Here is a 23876-nt window from a genome sequence, read left to right as displayed (position 1 = left end):
CTCGCCGGTAACTTTAGCCGACGTGATCACGCGGTCCCGTACCGGCCGCTTCAACACGCGATGACCGCCTCCCCCGAGGCGAGGTGGTAGGTCGCACGGGCATCGAGCAGCAGCGGGATCAGCTCGCGCTGGGACTGCCGCAGCGGCACGAAGGCCCCTTCACCGACCGGCCGCACCATGACACCGTGCAGGGCCAACTCGTCCTTGACGTCCGCATACTGCGCCGCGTCCAAACGGTAGCCGCAGGGTGGATCGGCGAGGATCTGCTCCGGCTTCGCCGGGTCGTTGTCGGCGCCACCGAGATAGACCGGGCCGCGGTCCTTGAACCCCGCCAGCCGGGCACCGGTGGTCGCGGTCTCGATCCGGGTACGCCGTTCGTCGGCGAACGAGAACAGCCCGCCCAGAGCGTCGAGTTGGCTGGCCACCCGGCGCCGGTTGTTCAGCGACGTGTCGGCCTTCTCCACATCGGTCACGGGATCGACGCGGCTCTCAATGAGGAGACCCACCGCGTTCTTGACGCCGGCGGCATTGCGCAGGATGCGCTCCTGACCGTCTCCGGCGGTCTGCTTGATGGGATCGCCGGTGACCGGGTCGGTCCAGATGCCGTAGGTGCCGGTACTGAAGCCGCCTTCGTGCGCGGCCGGGCGGACATACCGGTCGGAGAGTATCTGCGACTCCTGGTGGACCTTGGCGTCGGTGTTGAGATTGCGCGGCCAGAGGTCGAAGAGATCCTTGTCGTAGTACGGCGGGGTGGCGCCGTACTCGTGCAAGTCATAGATGACGTCCGGGCGTTGGTCACGGACAACAGCCGCCATCGCCCGCCCCTCGGCGGTCTGGAGCGCGATGTGGTCGCGGTTGATGTCGACGCCGTCGGAGTTGCCGCGGGTGTCCGCGGCCCGCCCGTCCGGGTTGGCCGTGGGGACGACGAGAATCCGTGTCCGGGACAGCAGGCGCCGGGTCTCGCTGTCCCTCGCATACGCCAGATCACGTATCCGGCTCAGACAGGCGTCGCGGCCCGAGGGCTCGTCGCCGTGCTGACTGCAGATCAGCAGCACCGCGTTCGAGGTGTGCTGCGCGCCGATGCGTACGAGCTGCAGCGGACGGCCCTGCTTCGTCGTCCCGATCCGGCCGACCGACACCCGGTCGCTGCCCCGGTCGACGGCGGCGAGGAACTCCTGCTCCTCGGGCTGACTGGTCCAGCGCGCGCCGTTGCTGGTCTCGAAGCCGGTACGGGGCAGGGCGTGCGCCGCCTCGGCCGGCGCCGTCACCAGCGGCACTGCCAGCGCCGCGGCCGTGACGGCGAAGGCGAGCGTGCGTATACGGAACTTCATCGGCTGCCGCCTCCCGGAATCGGGCGGATGGCTCGCGGCTCGGCCACACCGCTGAGCCGGGACGGGCTCGGGGCAACCGCTGCGGCGGACCCGGCGGTGGCACGCACAAAGGCGGCCGCACCGCCGACGATCGGCAACCGCGCCGACGTCCGGGCCAGATCGAGGCTGAGTGTCGGCGTGGTGGCGGGCGGGTCGATGAGGTCCTTGTCCGTGCCTCCGACGATCAGGGCGAGCCGGTGGCCTGCCGGGACGACATGGTCACTGGCGTGCAGATCGAGGGTGATCGTGTACGCCCTGCCGGGGGTCAGCGGGCGGCCCTTGGCGTCGGAGGCGTAGTTGCCCAGATCGGCCCAGCCGCGGCTGAAGACCGTGTAGTCGACGGCAGCCGTGCGCGCTTGCGTCGCCTTGAAGCAGGGGCTGTCGCCCGGGGTGCTCGCGCCCCAGCAGGTGCGTTCGGTGAGGGTGGTGATGCCTTCACCGGCGGTGGCGTAGTCACGGATGGTGCCGGGGCCGAGATCCACGAGCACGGCGGAGAGATGGGCGCTGGAGGTCGACGGCGTCGCGGTGATCGTCACCTTGGAGGAGCCGGACAGCCGTAGATCACGGCCGAGCGGTTTGGTGATGAATCCGGCCTTGGCGGAGGTGGACCGGTCGATCTGGGTGGCCCAGTCGGTCTCGTCCAGCTTCGGGTCGTCGTTGAAGGTCTCGACCGAGCCGGGGCGCGCGGGCTTCAGACCGAGAGTGCCGACGCCGGCGGCCGTGCCGTTGCCCGGGCGGAGGCTGGTGGTGTGGGTGGCGCGTGGCGGCCAGACGCGGTCGGTGGACCACTGGTCGGGGGCGCGCTCGATGTCGGCCATCGGCTCATGGTCGATACCGTTGTCGTAGCCGAGGAGGTAGTGGTCGAACCAGCGGTGCAGGGTCGCGACCCACTCGGCGCGCCGGAAGTCGAACGGGTCGACATGCCCGGTCTGCGAGAGCCAGACCTTGCGCTCCACGCCTTCGTCGGCGAGCGCGTCCCACCACTGACCGAAGTGCTTGGTACGGACGTTGAGGTCCTGCATACCGTGAACGGCGAAGACGCTCGCCGTGACATTGTCCGCGTTGCGCACATAGTCGCGCTCGCTCCACAGCCGGGTCAGGTCACCGGTCCGCGGAGCCTCGTCCACCAGGCGCTTCTGGACGGCCTGGCAGCGGGCTCGGGCCTCCGGGCTCTCGACATAGTCGGAGAGCCACTCGGGGCCCGAGTCGTAGAGCGGGGCGCCCTTGGCGAAGTAGTAGTCGTACCAGGAGGAGATGGCGGAGATCGGGACGATCGTCTTGAGCCCCTCGACCCCGGTGGCGGCAACGCCGTTGGCGATCGTGCCGTCGTAACTCTTGCCGATCATGCCGGTGCTGCCGTTGGTCCAGCCGGCGCGGGCGGGCTCGCCGCCGGTGCGGGTGGTGTACCCCCGGGCGCGGCCGTTCAGCCAGTCCACAACAGCCTTGGCGGACTGGATGTCGGAGCGGCCGCCGACGTCGACACAGCCGTCGGAGCGGTTGGTTCCGGCCAGATCGACCGCGACGAAGGCATAGCCGCGCGGAACGAAGAAATTGTCGTAGAAGAGCGGGAACTGGACGACATTGCCGTTCGCGTCGTACGTCTTCTTCTGGCTCTCGTTGCCGCGACCGCAGCAGGAGTAGTACGGACTGGCATCCATGATCACGGGAATCTTCCGGCCCTGCTGGGCGGGTTCGCGCGGCCGGACGATGTCGACGGCGACGCGGTCGGTCTTCCCGTCGCCGTCGCCGTCGAGCCGGGTGTCCACCCATACGGATTCACGGATCGCGTGCTCGTAGGAGTAGACGGGCCTGCTCTCCCGTACCGGCGCGCTCTGCGCCCCGGTCGGCGAGAGGGTCATGGTCATCAGGGCGGCCGAGGCCGCCACCACCAGCGATCTGTACGTCAAGCGGGTGACCCGCGCACGAATCGGCATGGGCGGAAGGTACTCCGGCCAACTCCCCTGCAACAGGGGGCAATCTGGGCATCAAAGTGACCGAAGGGACACCCGGGATCATGTCGGCCGAATGGCGATCACGTGAAAGGCCGAGCGGCGTCCTGACTGCGGGCGCCGGGTCTGAATAGGCTTCAAGAGATCATCAGTCCCCACGACTTGGAGCATCCGTGCACCGCAGACTTATCGTCCCGAGCGCGCTCGCGGCCTCTCTGCTGCTGGCGATCCCGGCATCGGCCGCCGACAGCTCTCCGGGCGCCCCGGGCATCGGCGACCCTTACTACCCGGCCAGCGGAAACGGCGGATACGACGTATCCCACTACGACCTGAGGCTCACTTACGAGCCCAGTACGGATCTGCTGACGGGTACGGCAACGATCCTCGCCACCGCCAAGCAGAACCTGAACCGCTTCAACCTCGACTTCGGACTGAAGGTCAGCGAGGTGCGGGTCAACAACAAGATCGCGAAGTTCGCCAAGGAGGGCGACCAGGAGCTGGTTGTCACTCCGGCCACGCCGCTGGAGAAGGGCACCTCCGTCTCGGTGGTCGTCCGGTACGCGGGCAAGCCCTCCGAACTGAGCATCGGCGGCTACACAGCCTGGCACCGCACTCCGGACGGCGGCGTCGCCGCCCAGGAGCCGGACTCGGCCGTGTGGTGGTTCCCGAGCAACGACCACCCGCTGGACAAGGCGACGTACGACATCTCGGTGTCGGTGCCGGACGGCACCCAGGCGATCAGCAACGGCGTGCTGCAGTCGCAGAGTTCGAAGCTGGGCCGGACGCGCTACAACTGGCGCTCCAACAAGCCGCAGGCGTCGTATCTCGCCACGCTCGCCATCGGAAAGTTCGACATCACCACCGACAAGACCGCCGACGGGCTGCCGATCCTCAACGCGTACAGCAAGGATCTCGGCGACAATGCCGGGGCGGCGCGGGCGAGCGTCGAGCGGACCGGCGAGGTGGCCGAGTGGCTCACCGGGGTCTTCGGCCCGTACCCCTTCAACGCACTCGGGGGCTACGTCCCCAATGTCACCAGCAGTTTTGCGCTCGAGACGCAGACCCGGCCGTTCTACAGCCCGCGGCAGTTCGCGAACGGCGCGAATGTCTCCGTGGTCGTCCATGAGCTGGCCCACCAGTGGTACGGCGACAGCGTCTCCGTCGACGGCTGGAAGGACATCTGGGTCAACGAAGGCTTCGCCCGCTACAGCCAGTGGCTGTGGTCGGAGAAGGAGGGCGAGGGCACCGCGCAGGAGCTCGCGGACTACGTCTACGCCCAGCACCCGGCCGACGATGCGTTCTGGACGGTCAAGCCGGGCGACCCGGGTCCGGACAAGCAGTTCGACATCGCCATCTACGACCGGGGCGCGCTGGCGCTGCAGGCACTGCGCAACAAGGTCGGCGACAAGGACTTCTTCGCCATCCTCAAGGGCTGGCCGAAGGAGCACGCCTACGGCAACGCAAAGGTCGGCGACTTTGTGAAGTACGCCGAGAAGGTCTCGGGCAAGCCACTGGCCGGGCTCTTCGACAGCTGGCTCTACCAGCCGTCGAAGCCGGGCGCTCCTGCGGCGGCCGGAGCGCGGAGCGCTCGGGCGGACGTCAAGCACGTCCAGCCGAAGTCCTGGAAGACGATCGCAGCGACGAACACCGTCCACGACCACTGAGACGTGGCATGAGCGCCGCCGTCCCGCGAGAGGGACGGCGGCGCTCTGCCGTGCCACCTTCTCGCTGCCCTCTCCTTTCCCTTCCGCGGACTGGAGGGGAGCGCTCTCAGAAGATCATCGGGACCCGGATATCCTGTTACCCGGCAGCGTTCTCCCCCGCTGTCGCCTGAAGCAGCTGACTGAAGCAGACGAGGAGCGCCCGCCTTGCCCGAGCAGACCACTGGGTCCCGCCCCACTCTGGAAGCCGTCGCCGCCCGCGCCGGCGTCTCCCGGGCCACGGCCTCCCGTGTCGTCAACGGCGGCGCCGGTGTCCGGCCGCCGCTGGTCGACAAGGTCCGCCAGGCGGTCGAGGAGCTCGGATACGTACCGAACCACGCGGCGCGCACCCTGGTCACCCGGCGCAACGGCGCAGTCGCCGTGATCATCGCCGAGCCCGAGTTCAGGATCTTCTCGGACCCCTTCTTCGAGCAGCAGGTGCGTGGCATCAGCCGCGAGCTGACGGCCTACGACTCCCAGCTGGTGCTGCTGTGGGTGGAGGGGCCCGGTGACTACGACCGGATCGCCCGCTATCTCGGCGGCGGTCATGTCGACGGCGCGCTGGCCTTCTCGCTGCACAACGACGACGAACTGCCGTCGATCATCCGCCGGGTCAAGGTACCGACCGTCTTCGGCGGCCGCCCCGGCTGGCCCGGTGCCGCCTCCGAGCTCGCCGTCCCGTATGTCGACTGCGACAACCGCGGCGGCGCCCGGGAGGCCGTACGGCATCTGGTCTCTCTCGGCCGCGAGCACATCGCGCACATCGCGGGCCCGCGCGACCAGACCTCCGCGCTGGACCGGATCGACGGCTACCGCGATGTCCTGCTGGACGCCGACCCGGAGCTGGTCTGCCAGGGCGACTTCACCGCGGACAGCGGCGCACGCGCGATGGCTGAGCTGCTGGAGCGCCGCCCCGGTCTGGACGCCGTCTTCGCCGCCAACGATCTGATGGCCTCGGGGGCGCTGCGGACACTGCGCGAGCAGGGTCGTCGGGTGCCCGAGGATGTCGCGCTGGTCGGCTTCGACGACATGCCCTCGGTCGTCGAGTCGACCGATCCGCCACTGACAACGATCCGGCAGGACATAGAGGGAATGGGCCGGTTGATGGTCCGACTGCTGATGCGCGTACTGAATGAGGACGAGCCGGGGGCCGGGGCCCCCGCATCGGTGATCACTCCGACCACGCTGGTGCGGCGGGCCTCGGCCTGAGTCGCCGGGGACCCGTCGCACACCGCATGGTTGCTTCAGTCGTCAGGTGAAGGGGATCACCAGCACCGAACGGTCGGTGCCGGTCTGGAGCGTGGCGGTTCCGTTGCCGATCGCGTTCCACACCTCGAGGCGTACGGTGCCGCCCTTGAGGTCGCCGAGGGTTCCGGTCGCCGACTTCAGGCCGCGTGACTGGGCGTACTCCTCCCAGCCCGTGACCGGGTCGGTCGCGAAGTACTGGTAGGTCTCGGTCCGGTCGAAGGTGCCGTCGCCCGTGAGGTCGTAGCTGATCCTCGCCTGCTGGCCGAGTCCGACCGTCGTGCCCGCGTCCAGCTGGAGGCGGAACGCCGTGGCCGCGCCGGGAGCGAGCGTGCCATTGACCTTCTTGATCTCATAGACGAGCGGCTGGTGCGGGGTGCCGTCGTAGTTGGCGCCGGCCGCCGAGGAGATGGTGTCGGCACCCGCCGTGCCACCCGCCGCGGTGGTCAGTACCCCGCCGGTGCGGAGCTGGAAGGTGTTGCCCGTGGGCGGTTCCGGGTCGGGACCGGGGTCCGGGTCGCCTCCCCCGGTGCCCGTGCCGGTCGCCGTCGAGCGCGCCGGGACGGTGAGCTTCGCGCCGTCGGAGAAGGTCACCGTGCGGGCCGTGGCACCGTAGTTGTGCGCGGCGTAGGTCCGTACCGTGCCCTTGGTGAAGACCGCGGAGCTCGGGATGTCGCCCGTGACCGTCGCGTCGGGGGCGCCGAGCGCGTCGAGTGTGCTGATCCAGTGGTAGGTATGCGCCTTGGACTCGCCCTGCTCCGGGGTGTAGCCCGCGTTGCCCGCGTCCCACTTGGACTTCGCCGATGCCGGGTCGGCCAGCGCCTGGAACTCCCAGAGGATGTCGCGCCATTCGACGGCCGGGCCGCCGTTCTCCCGTTCCATCTCGGCGATATTGCGGCGGATCGCGGCCTTCTGGCTGCCCAGATGCAGTGAACCGCCCGTCAGCGGAAGGGCGTTGATGCCGTGGATTTCCTCGGGGTTGGCGGTCCACCAGGTGGCGTACGCCGCGCCGCTGCCCCACACCATGCCGACCGTGTCATGCCCGAAGGAGGACGGGAAAACCTGCTGGTCGGCGTCGAACCAGTACTGCGCGATCGCCTCGGACTCGGTGGTGAGCAGATAGGTGCCGAGGTCGCGCAGCGCGGTGTCGCCGGTGGCCGAGCCCCACAGCACGAGGCCCGCGCTGAGGTTGATGGACTCCGAGGACGACTCCTGGTTGTTGCCGGCCGCGAAGCCCTGGTGTCCGGAGGCCCAGCTGTGGCCCGCGTACACGTCGAAGCCCCGCAGGAACGGGAAGGCGGTGTCGGTGCGGCTGGGGTTTGCCGCGTCCCGCACCAGGGTCTTCACCATGCCGCCCCATGCCGAGTCGGCAGCCCAGGCCTGGTCGTACTGGGCGACGATCGCGGCCGCGTACACGTAATAGCTGTAGTGGAAGTGGTGGTCGTTGAGCTCGGTGTCGCTGCCGTACGAGGCCGGGTAGCCGGTGAGGGTCTTCCAGTCCTTGTCGTACGAGAACTCGTTCGCGCCGCCTGCCGTGAACCAGTCCTGGAGCCGGCCCTTCATCAGGGCCAGCAGTTTGTCCCTGGTCGCGGTCTCACCGATCTGGTCGGCAACGGGCACGAGCTGGGCGAGCTGTCCGAGCACCTTGCCGGTCCAGTAGGTGTCCGTGTAGCCCTTGAACGGGTCGGGGTCGTTCGCCACCGCGTCGAGGTAGCCCCTGAGCCGGGCCGTGTCGACAGCGTTCGTCTTCGGCAGTGCGGGCAGCACCGCGGACGCTTTCTGGCTGGTGGTGAAGGAGGTCGCCTCACGGACCTTCATGGTGCCGCGCGGCGATACATAGGTGTACGGAGTGAGCGCGTCCGTGGTGTTCAGCCACTGATGGCGGTAAAGGGCCTGGAGCGTGCCGCGCTCGGTGCCCTCCTTGGCCTCGGTGGTCAGGGTGTAGGTGGCGTTCACGGTGCCACCGGTGTAACTCCAGCTCGCCTTGGAGCCGGTGACGAAGCTGTACGCGTACTTCTTGTACGTGGCCAGTGCGTCGGTGGAGGGCAGTACGGCGAGCGAGAAGTAGTCCTTGGTGCCGAGTCCCGCGGTCACGGTGGAGCCGGAGACCGTCCAGTCGCTGCCGCTCGGCGCGAACAGGGCGTAGTGATGCCCTGCGACGGTGATGCCGAGGACATTGCCCTGGTCGGCGAAGACGGTGGGCGCGGCGGCGGTGGTGATCTGGGCGTTGCCGCCGGAGCCCTTGGCGTATACGAAGGGCAGGCCGTGGCCGATGGTGGTGCGCAGCGTGCGGACGCCGTCGGACCAGTAGGGGGTCACGGTCCAGTCGGACCAGTCGTCGGCCTTGGTGTCCGGTGAGTTGAGCCCGGTGATGCCGAGGGTCAGGTCCCGCTTGTGGGCGTACTCGTACTGGCGGCCCTCGCCGACGATCGCCGGGGTCGTCGGGTAGCCGACCTCGAGTCCGCCGGCGGTGGCCTGGTAGGTGAGGGGATGGCCGTACATGGGGGTGGAGTACGGGTTGTCGCCGTACCGCTGGAAGGCGAGCGAGGTCCACCAGTCGTTGGTGGGGACCGGCTTGTCCTTGGCTGCGGGGGTGACCTTGGGCGTGACCGGCGCGCCGGTGTTGGTGGTCGGGCCCGACGTACCGGCGGGGCGGGTGTCGGAGTAACTGCCGGAGCCGACGGGGACGGTGGCGGCCGCCGCCGGGGTGGCGGCCGGGCCCAGACCGAAAGCGGCCAGGGCTGAGACCAGTACCAGCGCGGCAGCTGGTCTGGTGCGGGTGGCTGGCATGGACGGCACCTCGAAGTCATCACGGGAAGGGGCGTCCGAGAGCGCTCTCAGATGGGGAGGAACGTAAAACTCCTGAAACAGAGGTGTCAATACGCGGGACACAGGGAGTAGTTCGCGCCGAGTCCAAGCCGTTATGCCTTCGAGTCTTGACGGGGCGGACGCCTCCGGGGCACGCTCCAGACGCATCTCTGAGAGCGCTCTCAAGCGATCTCGCTCCACCGAAGCCAAGGGAGGCTTCCCATGCCCAACGCCCGAGCCGCCAAGAGAACCGCGGTCCGCCTGGGTGCGGTCGCGCTCGCAGGGGCACTGCTCGCCGCCTGTGGATCCGGATCGTCGGACGGCGCATCCGACAGTGCGGGCGGCAAGGTCACGCTCACCGTGGACCTCTTCGGATCCTTCGGCTACAAGGAGGCCGGGCTCTACGCGGAGTACGAGAAGCTCCACCCGAACGTCAGGATCAAGCAGACCGACACCGAGGACGAGCAGGACTACTGGAAGTCGCTGCAGACGCGGCTCGCCGGCGGTGGCGGCCTCGCGGATGTGCAGGGCATCGAGGTGGGCCGGATCGCCGCGGTCACCCAGCAGCAGTCCGACAAGTTCGAGGACTTGAAGCAGTACGGCGCCGACAAGCTCAAGGACCAGTTCGCCGAGGCCAAGTGGTCGGCGGCGACCGGCAAGGACGGCCAGGTCCTCGGACTGGGCACGGATGTCGGCCCGGAGGCCATGTGCTACCGCTCCGACCTCTTCAAGCAGGCCGGTCTGCCCACCGACCGCGCGGAGCTCGCGAAGAAGTGGTCCACCTGGGACGGCTATCTGGCGCTCGGCAAGGAGTACAAGAAGAAGGCTCCGGCCAAGAGCGCCTGGATGGACAGCGTCGGCAGCCTCTACACGATCATGATCGGCCAGGAGAAGGAGCGGTACTACGACGCCTCCGGGAAGCTGATCTACGAGAACAACCCGGCGGTCAAGGCCGCCTGGGACGCCTCGGCCGAGGCGGCGAAGTCGGGCCTGAGCGCCAAGCTCGACCAGTGGTCACCGCAGTGGAACCAGGCATTCTCCGCCGGCTCGTTCGCCACGATGCCCTGCCCCGCCTGGATGCTCGGCTACATCAAGGGCCAGGCCGGTGACGCCGGCAAGGGCAAGTGGGACATCGCCAAGCTGCCCGCAGGCGCCGGCAACTGGGGCGGTTCGTATCTCTCGATCCCCCGTGCCGCCAAGCACAGGAAGGATGCGTACGAGCTGATCCAGTGGCTCACCGCACCCGAGCAGCAGGCCAAGCTCTTCACCAAGCAGGGCAACTTCCCGTCATCGACCGGCGCCATCGCCAAGGTCGCGGCGGCCAAGGACCCGTACTTCTCGGACGCGCCGATCGGCCAGATCTTCGGCGACGCCGCCAAGGCGGCACCCGTCCAGGTCCTCGGAGTCCATGACAAGAGCGTCGCCGACCAGATCACCAACGCGCTCAGCGAGGTCGAGCGCAAGGGCACCGCGCCCGACAAGGCCTGGTCGACCGCGAAGAAGAACGTGGAGAACGCCACCGGCTGACCCATCGGTGCCGGGGAAGTGCGGGACGCCACCCGAACCTCCCCGGCACCGCTCAACTTCCTCAGGCCGGTCCTGATTCCCGGCCGGACCGGCCTCCGGCTGCTGGTCTTCCGCAACCTCCCGTTCCCACTCCTCGAAGGGCCGCACCGTGACCCTCACCGCCAGCGCGAAGCCGGTCTCCCCCCGGCCCTCGGCCGCGCGCCGCACCTGGCGCACGCTCTCGCCGTACGCCTATATCGCTCCGTTCTTCGCCTTGTTCACCGCCTTCGGGCTCTTCCCGCTGATCTACACGGCCTTCGTCTCGCTCTACCGGGTCGAGCTGCAGACGCCCGGGGAGATGGAGTGGCGTGGCTTCGGCAACTACACCGCGCTCTTCGGCGACGAGATCTTCTGGACCGCACTGGGCAACACGTTCACCATCGGGGTGCTGTCCACCGTCCCGCAGCTGGTGATGGCGCTGGGCCTGGCCCACTTGCTCAACTACCGGCTGCGCGGCCGGACTTTCCTGCGCACGGCGATGCTGCTGCCGTACGCCACCTCCGTCGCCGCCGCGACCCTGGTCTTCGCGCAGCTCTTCGGCCGCGATTTCGGCCTGATCAACTATGTGCTGGGCCTTGTCGGTTTCGATCCGGTGGACTGGCAGGCCGGCACCATCTCCTCGCAGATCGCCGTATCGACCATCGTCATCTGGCGCTGGACCGGCTACAACGCGCTGATCTATCTGGCGGGCATGCAGTCCATCCCGAGCGAGCTGTACGAGGCCGCCGAGATGGACGGGGCCTCGCGCTGGCGGCAGTTCGTCCATGTCACCCTGCCGGGGCTGCGTCCCACGATCCTCTTCACCGTCGTCGTCTCGACGATCGGCGCCACCCAGCTCTTCGGTGAGCCGCTGCTGTTCGAGGGTTCCATCTCCGGCGGTATATCGCACCAGTACCAGACGCTCGGTCTCTATATGTACGAGCAGGGCTGGGGCTTCTTCCATCTGGGCCGGGCCGCCGCCATCGCCTGGGTGATGTTTCTGCTGATCCTGGTGCTGGTCGGGGTCAACGCCCTGATCGCGCACCGCCGTTCCCACAAGGAGGCCGGCCGATGACCGTGCTCGCCGCTCCGCCGACCGAGCCGGCCGCCGAGGGCACACGACCCGGGCCCACGCGCCGGACGAGGAACCGGGCCGGGGGCACGATGCAGGGCGGCAAGCTCGCGTACGCGATCCTGATCGCCGCCGTCCTCGTCTCGGCGTTCCCCTTCTACTGGACGATCGTCGCAGCCAGCCGCTCCAACGCCGATCTGGCGAAGGTGCCGCCGACGCTGCTGCCGGGCTCGAATCTGTTCCACAATTTCCAGGCGGTGATGGAGGAGGCCGATATCGGCAAGGCTCTCCTCAACTCCTTCATCGTCTCCGGCTCGATCACCGTCGGCACTGTGCTCTGCTGCACGCTCGCCGGATTCGCCTTCGCCAAACTGCGCTTCCGCGGCCGCGGCGCGCTGCTGGCGGTCACGGTGGGCACGATGATGATCCCGCCACAGCTCGGTGTGATCCCGCTCTTCATGCTGATCGCCAAGCTGCAGTGGGTGAACCAGCTGCAGGCCGTGATCCTGCCCGGCCTGGTCTCCGCCTTCGGTGTGTTCTTCATGCGGCAGTACCTGGTGCAGTCGCTGCCGGACGAGCTGATCGAGGCGGCCAGGGTAGACGGCGCATCCACCGCCCGGATCTTCTGGTCGATCGTGGTGCCGATCGCCCGGCCCGGTATGGCCGTGCTCGGAATGCTGACCTTCATGGCCGCGTGGAACGACTTCTTCTGGCCGATCGTCGCGCTCTCCTCGCAGGAGCCGACCGTGCAGGTCGCCCTGCGCCAGCTCGGCGGCGGCTATGTCCACGACCAGTCCGTGATCATGGCGGGCACGCTGCTCGGCACTCTCCCGGTGCTGCTCGTCTTCGGTCTGCTCGGCCGGCAGATCGTCGGCGGCATCATGCAGGGCGCCGTCAAGGGCTGACCCCCCTCCCCCGCACCGCTCCATCTCTATTCCTGGGAGTTCCACGTCATGACCGCTGTCGACGCACGCCCCGAGACGACGACGGACCTCCGGTTCCCGGCCGGATTCCGCTGGGGCACCGCCACCGCCGCGTACCAGATCGAGGGCGCCGCGGCGGAGGACGGCCGTACGCCGTCCATCTGGGACACCTTCAGCCGTGCGCCGGGCAAGGTCCGCAACGGCGACACGGGCGACATCGCCGCCGACCACTACCACCGGATGCGCGAGGACGTCGGGCTGATGAAGCAGCTCGGCGTCACCGACTACCGGTTCTCGGTGGCCTGGCCGCGGGTGCAGCCGACCGGGCGCGGTCCCGCCGTACAGAAGGGCCTGGACTTCTACCGTCGGCTCACCGACGAGCTTCTCGAGGCGGGCATCCGGCCGGTGGCCACGCTCTACCACTGGGATCTGCCGCAGGAGCTGGAGGACGCGGGCGGCTGGCCGCAGCGCGAGACCGCCGAGCGTTTCGGCGAGTACGCCGGGATCATGGCGGACGCGGTCGGGGACCGGGTGAGGACCTGGACCACACTGAACGAGCCGTGGTGCGCCGCGTTTCTCGGTTACGGCTCCGGCGTGCACGCCCCGGGGCGCACCAGCGCGAGTGCTTCGCTGCGCGCCGCGCACCATTTCAACCTGGCGCACGGGTGGGCCGCGCAGACGCTGCACGCCGCGCTGCCGTCTACGTCCGAGATCTCGCTGACGCTCAATCTGCACGCGGTGCGGCCGCTCACGGATTCCGAGGGCGACCGGGACGCGGCTCGCCGGATCGACGCCGTCGGGAACCGGATCTTCCTCGATCCGGTGTTCCACGGCCGCCTTCCGGAGGATCTGGTCCATGACACGGCTACGGTGACCGACTGGGCCTTTGTCCAGGACGGCGATCTGGACATCATCTCCACGCCGATCGACTCGCTGGGCATCAACTACTACTCCCCCACGGTCGTCGGGGCGGGGTCGTCGGACTCGCCCTCGCCGTGGGCCGGCGCGGAACAGCACGTCCGCTTTCTGCCCGCGCCCGGTCCGCGTACCGCGATGGACTGGCCGGTCGATGCCGACGGCCTGCACGAGCTGCTGATCCGGCTGCGCGACGAGCTGCCGGGCGTACCGCTGGTGATCACCGAGAACGGTGCCGCGTACGACGACTACGCCGATCCGTCGGGCGCGGTCCATGACCCCGAGCGGGTGGCGTATCTGCGGTCCCACCTCGCGGCGGTGCACCGGGCGATCGAGGACGGCGCGGATGTGCGCGGCTACTTCCTGTGGTCGCTGCTGGACAACTTCGAGTGGGCCTACGGCTACAGCAAGCGGTTCGGCATCGTCCATGTCGACTTCGCGACCCAGCGCCGTACGTTCAAGGACAGCGCCCGCTGGTACGCGGACGTCATCGCACGGGGCGGGCTGACCGGCTGAGCCGGGCGGCCCGTCGCGCCTCGCGCGCGAGCGGGAGGTAACGCAGTCGCTCGGGGAGCACGGGAACCACGGCCCGTACGACCCGGGCGACTCTGCGCAGCCGCCGCTCCTGCTCGTCCGTCCACTCGAGGCCGATCGCCTCGCGTGCGTCGGGCGGCATCAGCCCGATCGTCATGAAGCGGCGGAAGCGGGCGAGCGGCGGCAGCAGCAGCGGCCACACCGTCCTGAGCAGCAGTCTCACCGCGAGCGGCCCGCGGTCGGGCGGTGGCACCGGCTGGTCCGTGGCGATCAGTTCGCGTACGACGACGGTCGCCTCTATCTCGTCTGCGAGCACCTTGCGGTAGTACGGCCAGAACTCCTCGATCGTCTGCGGCATGTCCCGGTCGTGGATGCCGAGGATCCGGCCGACCTGGAGCCACTCCGCGTACAGCTGCCGCTCCTGGACGTCGGTGAGCGGAGGCGCCAGATAGCGCAGCGCGTGCTGGTAGACCGGGAAGCCGGTGGCGTGGACCCAGGAGTAGGAGGCGGGGCTGAGCGCGTGGTAACGACGGCCGTGGGCGTCGGTGCCCCGGATCGTCTTGTGGAGCTCGCGGAGTCTGCGGCCCTCTTCGGCCGCCGCCTCGCCGCCGTACACCCAGAGCTGGAGCGAGTGCAGGGAGCGCTCTCCCCGGCCCCAGGGGTCGGTGCGGAAGACGGAGTGGTCGTCGACGCCCGCGCCGACGGCGGGGTGAGCGACCTGCAGGGTGAGGGCGGCGGGCAGCATGAGCAGGGCCCGGATGTCGCCGGCGTAGGTCCAGAGCACTCCGCCGGGCGGGAGCGGTACGGGTTCTGCTGCGGCCCTGCTCATCTGTGCGCTCCTGGCGGGTCCGAGCCCGGTCTGAATCAGTGTCAGCGCTGTTGACGAGGCCCGTGAACAACTCGGTAGTAATTGTAAACTGCGACCCTCCTGTGCGGGAGGGTGTGAGCCGTGACAGCCGGTTACGCGGATGCGCAGGACGGACCCCACCTGGCATGACGACCTGACGACATGGGTCCGCACTGAGCGCGGCACCGATCGCTGGAGCCGCTCGAGGGAAAGGCGTCAGTCGGCGGTGCGGGCGCCGTCCGCGGAAGCGCCGATCGGCTCGCCGAGGAGCCGTTCGGCCGGCTCCAGCGCCCAGATGTCCGCCTCGGCCCGCAACTGCGCCTCCGTGGCGGTCCGTTCGGCCTCGATGAGCGCGGCCCCGGCGGCGAGTATCTCCTCGCGCTCGTGCAGCCCTGTCGCGCGGGCGGCCACGATCAGGGCCACGCCCTCCTCGTGCGCCCGTCGGCGGGTGCGGGCGGCGTCATGGCGGGCTTCGGCGAGCACGGCCTCGTAGTCGGCGTGTTGGGCCGCGGCGGCGCGCAGCTGCTCGGCCTGCTCGACGGCGCCGTCGATCCTCCATTCGTGCGAAGGACCGTACGAGTTGGAGGAGTTGGTGTGATCGTGGGCCTGTGGAAAGAAAGTGGACACCTGGTCATTACCAGGAGGTAACTCCGGCTGATTGGATGTGCGGCGCCGGTCGTACCCCCCACCAGACCCTGGAGTCCTTGTGCCGCACTCCGTGCTCCGCCGTATCCCTGGCGCAGCCCTGTCCACCGCCCTCGCCGCCGCCGTCCTCACCGGAACGGCTCCGACGGCCTCCGCCGCACCGGCGGAGGCGACGCCGTCCCTCAAAGTGCTGACGTACAACCGGGGGTGGAGACGATCGGGGCTTCATGGAGCGGACAGGGCTGCGGTGGCCGACCTCACCGGGCCGCAACCCTGCCGCCCCACCGTGCGTCAGCCGGCGAACCGGCCAGCACACGGGCTAGCACCGCTCCAGCCGCGGACGGGGACCAGAGCCGACGGGACCTGAATCGTCGGATCTCGGATTACCGCAGCCGGAGCGGCGTTCATGGGGGTGGAGCTGCCGTCAGGAGCTCCGTCGGCGGGTCCGCAACGTCGGAGTCTTCCGACGGGAACACGCGCCAGAACGTCGTAGCGACGGCGCGGTACGACCTGTGTGACGGGTGCTGCCCGACGTGGACGAGCGTCCAGAGCTCCGGCGTCATCCGGTCGCCCTCCGTCGTCTCTGATTGGTCCATGCACGTCGTGCACTCAGCTTGATACAGAGGTTGCGTCGGGGCGCCAGGCTCCGTGTCCTGACGGACCGTCCATAGGACGGAGCGAATGACCGTGCGAACGCTCATCTCGGCTTCCGTCCGTGCGGGTGCCGGCCGATCTCCACGGCGATATCAGAGGCGTGCGACGGGTTATATGCGGGTCCGTCAACTTCCGTCGCCTGACGCCATTGCTTCATCAGCGCTCCGCAAACGTCGCACCCGGCATGAGGCGTCGGAGCAGTTGCAGGTTCCGTTAAGTGGACTGGATTGGTGATCGTCGTCTTCGAAGGCATGCCGTCCGCACCTCGTTTCGTCGTCCTACAGACGACGCTATGTAGGCGCGGGCAGGGTTTCTACGAAGTTCTACAGAATTGCACGGCCGTCAGCCGAGAGAGTCAATCGCGGCAGTGATGAGAGCACGTGCAGGCGCGCCGTATACCGCCAGCTCTGACAGCTCCGCGAAGGCGCCGACGTACTGAGCGACTTCTCCCGGGGCCGTCACACTGACGGCTGCAGTCAGCAGCTCCACATGAACTCTGTCCTCATCGAAGACGTTGAACGTCTCCAGCGTCCACATCTTCCGCGGGGCGCCCGCAGGGATGATCCCGAGCGATACGGCAGGGAACGCCATGGACGCGAGCAGATAGCCCAGTTGGCCCGCCATGGTCTCCGCTACCCCGACCACGTGTCGGAGGACGGACTCTTCGAGTAGGAAGGCGAACCGGTGATCGCCTTCCCTGATCACGCGCGACCGTGCGAGCCGTGCCGCTACCGCCTCCCCGACGTCGTCCGGCGTTCCGTGGAACTCCGTGATGTTCGTCAGGAGCGACGTTGCGTACTCGTCAGTCTGGAGCAGTCCGGGGACGACGCTGGAGCAGTAGACGCGAAACACACGGGTGCGCTCATACAGCGGGACCCGGGACTCCTGGAGCCGGCGCAGGCCGGAGCGCTGCAACCGTCGCCACTGGACGTACATCGACTCAGCCGTCCGGCTCGCGGCAATCAGGTCGGGTGCCTGATCCTCTGCCCCGCAGACGCGGCACCACGTGCGAATGTCGGAGTCCGATGGAGGCGTCTTAGCGTTCTCCAGCCGCGACACCTTCGACGGCTGCCAGTCGGCTTGGGCCGCCAGCTCCCGACCCGTCAGCCCAGCATCGAGCCGGAGATCCCGCAGGCGCGCAGCGAGCGCGCTACGGGCAGCCTGGACGCTGGACGACGGGAACGGGGCCATAGTGTGTATCAGTCAGATCCGGTAGTCCCCGTGCGGTAGCGCACGGCCCCACACTGCATCGAAGGACGCTGCACACTGCTTGACGACGTCCGGGGCCTCTTCCATCTCGTGCCCGATGAACGCGCCGTCGCCAGAGAACAGACCGAACCGGATCAGTCGGTCGTCGAAGATCCACAGATCGTTGCCGGGCAGCATCAAGTCCGACGCCATCCGACGTGGCAGCCAGCGCACTTGCTCGCCAGCCGCGATGTTCTGCGCGGTGCATGCATGCTCGTACCGAATGTAGTCGGTGACTGGCTCCGAGACGATGCGGGCACGCCGTACAACGGCGCCGCGCCCTACCGCTTCAGCCACGACGTCATGGAAGCCGTTCCACCACGTCGACCGGTCGTCCAGGTCATAGCGATGTCCTGCCTTCCATGCCGCGAAGTCCGCGTCTTCGTCCGCAACCCCGTAGACGTCTCGCATCTCCAGGTGCACGGCGGAGCGCTGGCAGTCAGCCAGCAACTCAGCGAAGGGCGGAACCTTCTGCGGCATCGCATGCCTCCCTCAAGACAGCTGCCATACGGACGGGCAGACGGAGGACAGTCTCCGTGTCAGGGATGGGCCCGGTTGCCAGGCACTCAGCCTGCGTCACCTCGTCGGCCTTCCAACCCTGGATCACGAACTCCTGCTTCTCCTCGTCGACCCACACCGTCGGGCAGTTGTCGCCGTTCGTGTTCGGGTCCTTCGCGATGAACCGTAACGTCATGGCTCCTCCATGGTCGCGTTCGTTTCGCAATGTTCTACGACGATCCCGCTCGCAGTTCCGGGGGTCAAGGGCGCGCAGAACGCAAAGAGCCCCTGCCGGATGTCCGACAGGGGCTCTCGTGCTCTTACTCGTACATCACACGCCAACGAGCTGCCGACGGGCCTGAACTGCCTTGCACTCCTTCAAGTCGACCCGACGCGTGTGCGCAGTCAGGCCGTCGTACTTCTTCACCGTGCCGTTGTTGGCCCATCCGCGGACAGTCTCCGTGGCGACGCCCAGGGCGTCCGCAGCGTCGGCGTAAGAGACGAGAACGGGCGGCTCCGGGGCGTCCGCAGGCTCCGGTGCCTCCTCGTCCGCAGGCTCCGTGACAGGCTCCTCAGCGGACGCCTGCGGCTCCTGCGCTGGCAGTGCGGGGACGTCCTCCAGCTCCGTCGGGGGGTCGATGTGAAGCACGTGCGCGGCGACGAGCGGCGGCACTGCCGAGACGATGATGACGACCCATGCGCGGGCGCCCGTCGCTCCGGTTGTCAGCACGTGCTCCGCAATCTGCGCGGCAGTTGCCATCAGGAGCGCAAGCAGCGCGCCCGACGTTGCGTTCTTCGCCCGACGCTTCGCCTCCGCCTCCATGCGCGTCCCGAGCGCCCGACCGGCCTTCAGGCTTCTCCCAGCAGCCAAGCAGCTGGAGGTGTCCGTCAGAGACGCGGCAGACAGTCAGCGCCGTGGCGTCATCGCGGATCGAGCCGTCGAACCCGAGCGTGACGAGGTCACCCGCGGCTATTTCCTCCGGCCGGCGGCACAGCGCCCACGCGTCTGTTTCCATCCACGCGTCAGAGGAGGAGGTACGGCTGTTCAGGAAGTACCGCTTACCGTCCGCGGAGTCGTTACGCAGGTCGTAGAAGTCATCGACGAGCGTGTCTAGGTCCATCCACTCCATAGCGTCGCCGTAGGAGTCGATCAAGGCCGCGCGTAGCTCGTCCTCGTTCTTCAAGTCCTTGCAGACGCCGTATCGGTGGTCGTACATCAGCCTTGCGCGACCGCGCTTCTTACGACCCTCACGGATCGCTTCGGCTTCCTCGTAGGTGCGCTCCGCTACGGAGTCCTGCCCGGGGGCGAACATCGTCGTGGTTTCCAGGTACCACGTCTGCGCGCCCTTCTTCCTCTTGCGGAGGTTTCGGGTCACGGTCGCGTACATGCGCCGGAGCTCCGGCGTGTTGTAGAGGTGAGTCTCGTCGAAGCAGACCCACGTCTCTTTACCGCCGTCCTTCGACGAGCTGGACGCAGTAGACGGCGTGATCTCCCCGCCGTCGGGGAGGATGATTCGAGTAATCCCCACGTCCACGTTGGGGACTTGCGACAGGGGCGACGCCTCGTCGGTCAGGTTGAAGTGGATGGTGTCGAAGACGTTGCCGGTCTGGCCTTCCTCCGTCGCCATGATGCGGAGGTAGGGGACCCTGACCGGACGGCCCATGGGCTCACCGGGCTCGTATATGTACTCGAAGCCCAGCCCCCACGGGTCGCGGTAGACCTCCCCGCCCTCAGCCCAGCCATCGAAGCGGCAGGGGCCGAAAGCCTCGAAGAGGCCGATGCGCGCGCCCAGTCCGGACTTGTCGCAGCCCTTCGCGCGCGAGAAGAACGCACTGTCGTAGAGCATTCGGCCGGCGTTGTCATCGAGCGCGTAGCAGTCGACGACGAAGCCCGTGTATTCGTCTCCGTGGCGCACTAGTTCGCCCTGGACGTCGCCAGGGCCGTGTACGACGAAGTACTCCATCCATGCGACCGACAGCCAGCCCAGAGAGCGGGAGCGGTCATGACCGGGGGCGCGCACGGTTACGTGCGGCATCCGGGCTCCTAGCCAGTCAGGCGCGCTCTGCGCGAGTTGATGTCAGAGACGTTGCCTGCGTGCGGCGGAGTAGCCGGCTTGCTCGTCGGGTCGTCTACCTTGATCTTCAGTCGAGCCCGATCCTCCGGCGTGGCGCCGTATTTCGACGAGCGGAGACGGACCTCAGAGAGGAACTCCCACTTACCCTTCGTCCACGCCGTGTGATGCATCAGGGCCGTGTCAATCAAGAAAGCCCAGTCGGTGCCGATGAAGGCCTGAGCGAGCGGAGATTCCCGCCAGGTCTGCCACCATGCGACCGTCTGCGGGTGCCAGTCCTCGTCACCGGGGAGGACGTCCTCCGGCAGCTCAGGGCCGTGGAGTTCGCCGTCAGAGACGACTACCGTCTCCGGCTCGCTGGCATTGCGCCGGCGGCGCTTGGTTGGGTCCTTCGGTGCGGGACCGTGTCCGGCCATCGAGCCTCCTTCAACCGAATTGAGTGATCACTAGCGAGCCCTCATCACCCGCATGGGCCATGTCAGGCATAGCCCATATGGGCTATGCCCTGTAGTCTGAACTACTCATAGGCCATGCCTAGTTGGGGGCATGGGGGGGATCATGAGGAAGAGAGCGACCTGAAGTGGACACGGCCTCTTCGGCCTGCGAGCTCCCCGTGGGCCGAAGGTAGGAGTCGCCCGTTCGAGAAGCCGTCCGCCCACGCACCCCTCTGGGGACTGCGCGATGGCAGTCGTAAGGTCCCGTTGAGCTAGCGGCCATCTCCCATGAATTCGCAAGCATGCTGTCGACACAGATCAGCCAGCCTGCGGGGATGCATCGGCTTGCGTGAGCACCCTGGATGACGGATGGAAACGGTTGGATGGGTCGCTGCGGCCTTAGGTGGAATCTCCGGTGTCGTTGCGATCACGGCATACGCTCTCGACCAAGTACCCGCACTAAGTCGCAGACTGGTAAATGCGATCAGGTCTGTGCGTGAAGTGCGCGAGGAGCTTCGGTCAGACAGGAAATGACGGTCGTCAGATCCGCGAGTGTCGACGGGGCGTTGCCATGTCGGCGTCCCGTCGGGTCCTTCGGTGCAGGTCCGCGTCCGGCCATCAATCCTCCTTCGTGCTGTGTATCAGGTGCGCGACGAGGTACGACACCTGAGGGGCACTACCGAGCAGCGGCGGCAGCTGAACGCGCCGTCAACCTAGCCAGTCATCAGCTTGGAAACCACTTTCGAGAGATCCAGGAGTGTTGATGAGGCGTGGCCTGTCAGCGCTCCATCCTCCCAGGTTCAACATCTGCAGCTTCATACGTTGCGGGAAGAATAGCCGTTAGGCCAGGCCACTAATTGTAGCCCTTGAATCTGCTCACCAGCCGACGCACACTTGAAGTGTCCGAGCTATCGCCTTCACGGTCTCTCCTGACCGGCCTCCTCGCTAGGCCGCCTTGCCCCCGCAGGGGGGCATCGAGTGATCGAATGGAGGTGACAAAGTGGAGTCAATCCTGCTTGCGTTGGTTATTTTTGCCATAAGTAACGGCATCACGTGGCAAGTTGCGGTGAAGATAAGTCTTCGCCAAAGCAAGTCATACAGCACCCTCAAGAGCGAGGACGGCAAGAAGAAGCGCTGTTCCAAGTGTCGCCGTAAGTGAGTATCGGACCCCGGGGCGCCGGGATATGAGCGGTGGGTCCCGGACCTGGGTCGGGGCTTATTAACCCTGGCTCGGGGCGACAGAAAGCGCCGACACAGCAGCCGAAATGTCCGCCAGAATCGACGGGGCGTTGCCGTGTCGGCGGCCCGTCATTGCGATATACCGGCCCGTCCCGTAGATCTCCACGGCGGTACCGTCAGGGCGTCGGATGCGGCGTCCCTGTCGGACGTCAGCGCGACCCCAGATGTGCAAGCCGTAGGTGGCGCCCGCGTCGCGGAGGACGGCAGCTGCCCACGGAGCCAGACGGCCCGTGAGCGGGTTAAGACAGTGGTCCAGGTCAATACAGACCACGTCGTCGACGTCGGAGAGGACGAAGCCCAGTCCGACGCCGGCCACGGACTCCGTGGCGTTCTTGTACGTGCTCCAGGTCTTCGCGTTCGTCGACGAGGCAGCCATGCCGGTTGTCGTCAACGGGCGCTTGTCCGCGGCTCGTCGGACCCACCTCCAACGCAGGGTGCGTACGTGCGGGCCGTGCGGTACTCACGCGCCTCTGTGCTGCAGCTGTGCCGTCTTCATGGCCGCTCTTGTGGCTGTGATGCCAGGTGCACAGCAGCTGCAGGTTCGTGTCTGTGTGATCGTCTCCGGGGATGACGTGGTCTACGTCGGTGCCCGGTAGGTCGCACCTGCGGCCGTCGCTGTAGCGGGCCGTACAGACGCCTCCGTCACGCCGGATGATGCGGCGCCGGATGCGTGCCCAGTCCTTCGGGAGACGCTGCCGGCGGGTGCTTCCTTCCCACGCCATTCCGCCTCCTCGTCCACGCTCAGTGCCCTACCCTGAATCACTCGTATGGCCAGGGGAGGCCGCGGATAGCGCAGGGTGGAATCATGAAGTCTGTTCGCTGTGCCGCGATTGTCGTTGCGGCTCTTCTTGCTGCGGGGTGCTCCGCAGAGAAGTCGTCGGAGAAGCCTGCTTCGGCTCCCGGCAAGAGCAAGGCTGCCGCGAATCCCGCGCCTAAGCCGTCGCCCTCCGCTCCAGCCGTCCCGTCAATCGCCGTCGGTCAGACGGGCGTGTACGACGACATGGAATCCGACGAGTACGGAGAGAACCGCGCCGTAAAGACGCGCATGCAAGTCATGGTCAAGGAAGCGAAGTACGTGACGCCTGCCGACGTCGACACGACGAACGAGCCGGAACACGGTCAGTACGTCCGCCTCACGCTCACCGTGAAGAACGTCGGCACGAAGGTGGGCACCTTCTCCGGCTACGGAATGATCAAGTGGGAGGACGCAAAAACGGCCGCGCAGGAGGCAACGACGCTGGAGGGCGTCGGAACCGGTCCTGATCTCGACACGACGTACAAGCCGGGACAGTCCGTCACCGGCACGCTCGTCCTGGACGTCGCCAACAAGGGCGGGACGCTCAGCTACTGGGACGAGCTCTTCACCGATAAGCCAGCGTTCACGGTGCCACTTCCGAAGTGATCCTGAAATAGCTCAGCCCCGCACGCGGGAACTCTCCTCCGCGGCGGGGCTGCGTCTGTTGCGGCATCCCTCGCGCTTCCGCGAGGGATGCGTGAAGTCGGGACGGTGCGATTCGAACGCACGACTCCCCGGTCCCAAACCGGGTGCTCTGACCTCTGAACTACGTCCCGTTGCACGAGAGTTGAGCGCACAGTACGATGTAGGTTCCTCTACCCAACGGAGTCGGGTGCTAGTTGTTTCGCCATACGCGCGATAGCAGCCTGGAGGCTGCATATGGGGCCGATGGCCCGTCGCGCACCGCTGGACTTGACCTCACCTAGATGAGGCGTGTCCATATCCAGCGTGCTCGCGAACAACGCAACAGCGGAGGAATCCCGGTGTCGTCCAATTCGGCGAACCAACATGCCTGCAACCACCCTGGCCGTGACCTGACGATCGTCGCCCTGAGCGCGACTCTCGCGGCCCTTTCAGCCGTCATCATCGTCATGAGCGTTCACGGTGCCCCCCTCGATGTCCTGAAGGCTGGCGGTGGCGCCTTCAGCGCCGTCGCTGGCGTGGGCATGGTCGTCCTGCAGTACCTGAAGCGCAGCAACTAGGCAGACCTCGCATGGGCGGCTTCGCTGAGGCCGCCCATGCAGCACTCCCCTTTGAGCGAACGCGGCGTGTATCTGCTGATCAGTCACGCACGGGACGACCACGGCAGATCCAGGAGGAATCGAACCTCCGAGGGCGGTTTTGGAGACCGCTGCTCTCCCACTGAGCTATGGACCTTCGTC

At 67.6% G+C, this 23876-nt stretch carries 19 protein-coding genes and 2 tRNA genes; 8 read left to right on the top strand and 13 right to left on the bottom strand.

All coding sequences use genetic code 11. The annotated features are described in order from the left end of the window. Positions 1-50 precede the first annotated feature (50 nt). Both AB0D12_RS17505 and AB0D12_RS17500 read right to left on the bottom strand, forming a co-directional pair. On the bottom strand, positions 51-1331 hold the full coding sequence (locus AB0D12_RS17505; RefSeq protein WP_362682913.1) for a M14 family metallocarboxypeptidase: 1281 nt from the start codon (positions 1329-1331) through the stop codon (positions 51-53). After that, positions 1328-3304 carry a Xaa-Pro dipeptidyl-peptidase gene (locus AB0D12_RS17500; protein WP_362682910.1) on the bottom strand — a complete coding sequence of 659 codons (1977 nt, stop codon included), beginning with the start codon at positions 3302-3304 and terminating at the stop codon, positions 1328-1330. Before AB0D12_RS17500 ends, AB0D12_RS17505 begins: the two co-directional genes overlap by 4 nt. A 188-nt stretch (positions 3305-3492) precedes the next feature. Between AB0D12_RS17500 and AB0D12_RS17495 the strand changes: the two genes are divergently transcribed. Beyond that, a complete protein-coding gene (locus tag AB0D12_RS17495; RefSeq protein WP_362682907.1) occupies positions 3493-4983 on the top strand; it encodes a M1 family metallopeptidase in 1491 nt (496 codons plus the stop codon). A 204-nt stretch (positions 4984-5187) separates the two neighbouring features. Further along, positions 5188-6228, top strand: coding sequence for a LacI family DNA-binding transcriptional regulator (locus AB0D12_RS17490; RefSeq protein WP_362682904.1), 1041 nt, complete (start codon positions 5188-5190; stop codon positions 6226-6228). Between the two features lie 42 nt (positions 6229-6270). Here AB0D12_RS17490 and AB0D12_RS17485 read toward each other — a convergent pair whose 3' ends face one another. After that, positions 6271-9054, bottom strand: a complete 2784-nt coding sequence (locus AB0D12_RS17485) for a glycosyl hydrolase (protein WP_362682901.1) — start codon at positions 9052-9054, stop codon at positions 6271-6273. Positions 9055-9294: 240 nt separating this feature from the next. On the opposite strand from AB0D12_RS17485, the gene AB0D12_RS17480 reads away from it, so the two are divergent. From AB0D12_RS17480 to AB0D12_RS17465, 4 genes are all read left to right on the top strand, one after another. Next, on the top strand, positions 9295-10599 hold the full coding sequence (locus tag AB0D12_RS17480) for an extracellular solute-binding protein (RefSeq protein WP_362682898.1): 1305 nt from the start codon (positions 9295-9297) through the stop codon (positions 10597-10599). A gap of 148 nt (positions 10600-10747) precedes the next feature. Continuing rightward, a complete protein-coding gene (locus AB0D12_RS17475; RefSeq protein WP_362682895.1) occupies positions 10748-11692 on the top strand; it encodes a sugar ABC transporter permease in 945 nt (314 codons plus the stop codon). Further along, positions 11689-12594, top strand: a complete 906-nt coding sequence (locus AB0D12_RS17470; protein ID WP_362682892.1) for a carbohydrate ABC transporter permease — start codon at positions 11689-11691, stop codon at positions 12592-12594. Before AB0D12_RS17475 ends, AB0D12_RS17470 begins: the two co-directional genes overlap by 4 nt. Positions 12595-12642: 48 nt before the next feature. Next, positions 12643-14043, top strand: a complete 1401-nt coding sequence (locus AB0D12_RS17465; RefSeq protein WP_362682889.1) for a GH1 family beta-glucosidase — start codon at positions 12643-12645, stop codon at positions 14041-14043. On the opposite strand, the gene AB0D12_RS17460 is transcribed toward AB0D12_RS17465, so the two are convergent. From AB0D12_RS17460 to AB0D12_RS17425, 8 genes are all read right to left on the bottom strand, one after another. Then, positions 14015-14890: an oxygenase MpaB family protein gene (locus tag AB0D12_RS17460; RefSeq protein ID WP_362682886.1), complete on the bottom strand. Its 876-nt coding sequence runs from the start codon at positions 14888-14890 to the stop codon at positions 14015-14017. The two genes, AB0D12_RS17465 and AB0D12_RS17460, sit on opposite strands and share 29 nt — an antisense overlap. A 234-nt stretch (positions 14891-15124) precedes the next feature. After that, a complete protein-coding gene (locus AB0D12_RS17455; protein ID WP_362682884.1) occupies positions 15125-15535 on the bottom strand; it encodes a hypothetical protein in 411 nt (136 codons plus the stop codon). A 1014-nt stretch (positions 15536-16549) separates the two neighbouring features. Continuing rightward, positions 16550-17398: a helix-turn-helix transcriptional regulator gene (locus AB0D12_RS17450; protein WP_362682881.1), complete on the bottom strand. Its 849-nt coding sequence runs from the start codon at positions 17396-17398 to the stop codon at positions 16550-16552. Positions 17399-17410: 12 nt separating this feature from the next. Beyond that, positions 17411-17935, bottom strand: coding sequence for a DUF6879 family protein (locus AB0D12_RS17445; RefSeq protein WP_362682878.1), 525 nt, complete (start codon positions 17933-17935; stop codon positions 17411-17413). Beyond that, the gene (locus AB0D12_RS17440) at positions 17907-18149 is read right to left on the bottom strand and encodes a hypothetical protein (RefSeq protein WP_362682875.1); all 243 of its coding nucleotides are present in this window, start codon (positions 18147-18149) and stop codon (positions 17907-17909) included. The genes AB0D12_RS17445 and AB0D12_RS17440 overlap by 29 nt, the downstream gene beginning before the upstream one ends. A gap of 376 nt (positions 18150-18525) precedes the next feature. Continuing rightward, positions 18526-19917 (bottom strand): hypothetical protein, encoded by a 1392-nt coding sequence (locus AB0D12_RS17435; protein WP_362682872.1) that lies wholly within the window; start codon positions 19915-19917, stop codon positions 18526-18528. A gap of 80 nt (positions 19918-19997) precedes the next feature. Next, the gene (locus AB0D12_RS17430; protein ID WP_362682869.1) at positions 19998-20441 is read right to left on the bottom strand and encodes a hypothetical protein; all 444 of its coding nucleotides are present in this window, start codon (positions 20439-20441) and stop codon (positions 19998-20000) included. Positions 20442-21678: 1237 nt separating this feature from the next. Continuing rightward, positions 21679-22074 carry a hypothetical protein gene (locus AB0D12_RS17425; protein WP_362682866.1) on the bottom strand — a complete coding sequence of 132 codons (396 nt, stop codon included), beginning with the start codon at positions 22072-22074 and terminating at the stop codon, positions 21679-21681. Positions 22075-22698: 624 nt separating this feature from the next. Between AB0D12_RS17425 and AB0D12_RS17420 the strand changes: the two genes are divergently transcribed. Then, positions 22699-23100, top strand: coding sequence for a DUF4352 domain-containing protein (locus AB0D12_RS17420; protein ID WP_362682863.1), 402 nt, complete (start codon positions 22699-22701; stop codon positions 23098-23100). A gap of 97 nt (positions 23101-23197) precedes the next feature. Here AB0D12_RS17420 and AB0D12_RS17415 read toward each other — a convergent pair. Beyond that, a tRNA-Pro gene (locus tag AB0D12_RS17415) sits at positions 23198-23270 on the bottom strand. Positions 23271-23477: 207 nt separating this feature from the next. Between AB0D12_RS17415 and AB0D12_RS17410 the strand changes: the two genes are divergently transcribed. Next, positions 23478-23696: a hypothetical protein gene (locus AB0D12_RS17410; RefSeq protein WP_362682860.1), complete on the top strand. Its 219-nt coding sequence runs from the start codon at positions 23478-23480 to the stop codon at positions 23694-23696. Between the two features lie 104 nt (positions 23697-23800). On the opposite strand, the gene AB0D12_RS17405 is transcribed toward AB0D12_RS17410, so the two are convergent. Then, positions 23801-23871: transfer RNA gene (locus AB0D12_RS17405), tRNA-Trp, on the bottom strand. Positions 23872-23876 lie beyond the last annotated feature (5 nt).

The organism is Streptomyces sp. NPDC048479, from assembly GCF_040651435.1.
Lineage (GTDB): Bacteria > Actinomycetota > Actinomycetes > Streptomycetales > Streptomycetaceae > Streptomyces.
This window is presented reverse-complemented; position numbering and strand designations above follow the sequence as displayed.

What these genes read in the sequence shown, in the direction of transcription:
- AB0D12_RS17505 (WP_362682913.1), bottom strand. Translation starts at nt 1,331, where the DNA reads ATGAAGTTCCGTATACGCACGCTCGCCTTCGCCGTCACGGCCGCGGCG.
- AB0D12_RS17470 (WP_362682892.1), top strand. Translation starts at nt 11,689, where the DNA reads ATGACCGTGCTCGCCGCTCCGCCGACCGAGCCGGCCGCCGAGGGCACA.
- AB0D12_RS17500 (WP_362682910.1), bottom strand. Translation starts at nt 3,304, where the DNA reads ATGCCGATTCGTGCGCGGGTCACCCGCTTGACGTACAGATCGCTGGTG.
- AB0D12_RS17440 (WP_362682875.1), bottom strand. Translation starts at nt 18,149, where the DNA reads ATGACGTTACGGTTCATCGCGAAGGACCCGAACACGAACGGCGACAAC.
- AB0D12_RS17465 (WP_362682889.1), top strand. Translation starts at nt 12,643, where the DNA reads ATGACCGCTGTCGACGCACGCCCCGAGACGACGACGGACCTCCGGTTC.
- AB0D12_RS17445 (WP_362682878.1), bottom strand. Translation starts at nt 17,935, where the DNA reads ATGCCGCAGAAGGTTCCGCCCTTCGCTGAGTTGCTGGCTGACTGCCAG.
- AB0D12_RS17425 (WP_362682866.1), bottom strand. Translation starts at nt 22,074, where the DNA reads ATGGCTGCCTCGTCGACGAACGCGAAGACCTGGAGCACGTACAAGAAC.
- AB0D12_RS17485 (WP_362682901.1), bottom strand. Translation starts at nt 9,054, where the DNA reads ATGCCAGCCACCCGCACCAGACCAGCTGCCGCGCTGGTACTGGTCTCA.
- AB0D12_RS17435 (WP_362682872.1), bottom strand. Translation starts at nt 19,917, where the DNA reads ATGGAGTACTTCGTCGTACACGGCCCTGGCGACGTCCAGGGCGAACTA.
- AB0D12_RS17420 (WP_362682863.1), top strand. Translation starts at nt 22,699, where the DNA reads ATGGAATCCGACGAGTACGGAGAGAACCGCGCCGTAAAGACGCGCATG.
- AB0D12_RS17450 (WP_362682881.1), bottom strand. Translation starts at nt 17,398, where the DNA reads ATGGCCCCGTTCCCGTCGTCCAGCGTCCAGGCTGCCCGTAGCGCGCTC.
- AB0D12_RS17430 (WP_362682869.1), bottom strand. Translation starts at nt 20,441, where the DNA reads ATGGCCGGACACGGTCCCGCACCGAAGGACCCAACCAAGCGCCGCCGG.
- AB0D12_RS17480 (WP_362682898.1), top strand. Translation starts at nt 9,295, where the DNA reads ATGCCCAACGCCCGAGCCGCCAAGAGAACCGCGGTCCGCCTGGGTGCG.
- AB0D12_RS17460 (WP_362682886.1), bottom strand. Translation starts at nt 14,890, where the DNA reads ATGAGCAGGGCCGCAGCAGAACCCGTACCGCTCCCGCCCGGCGGAGTG.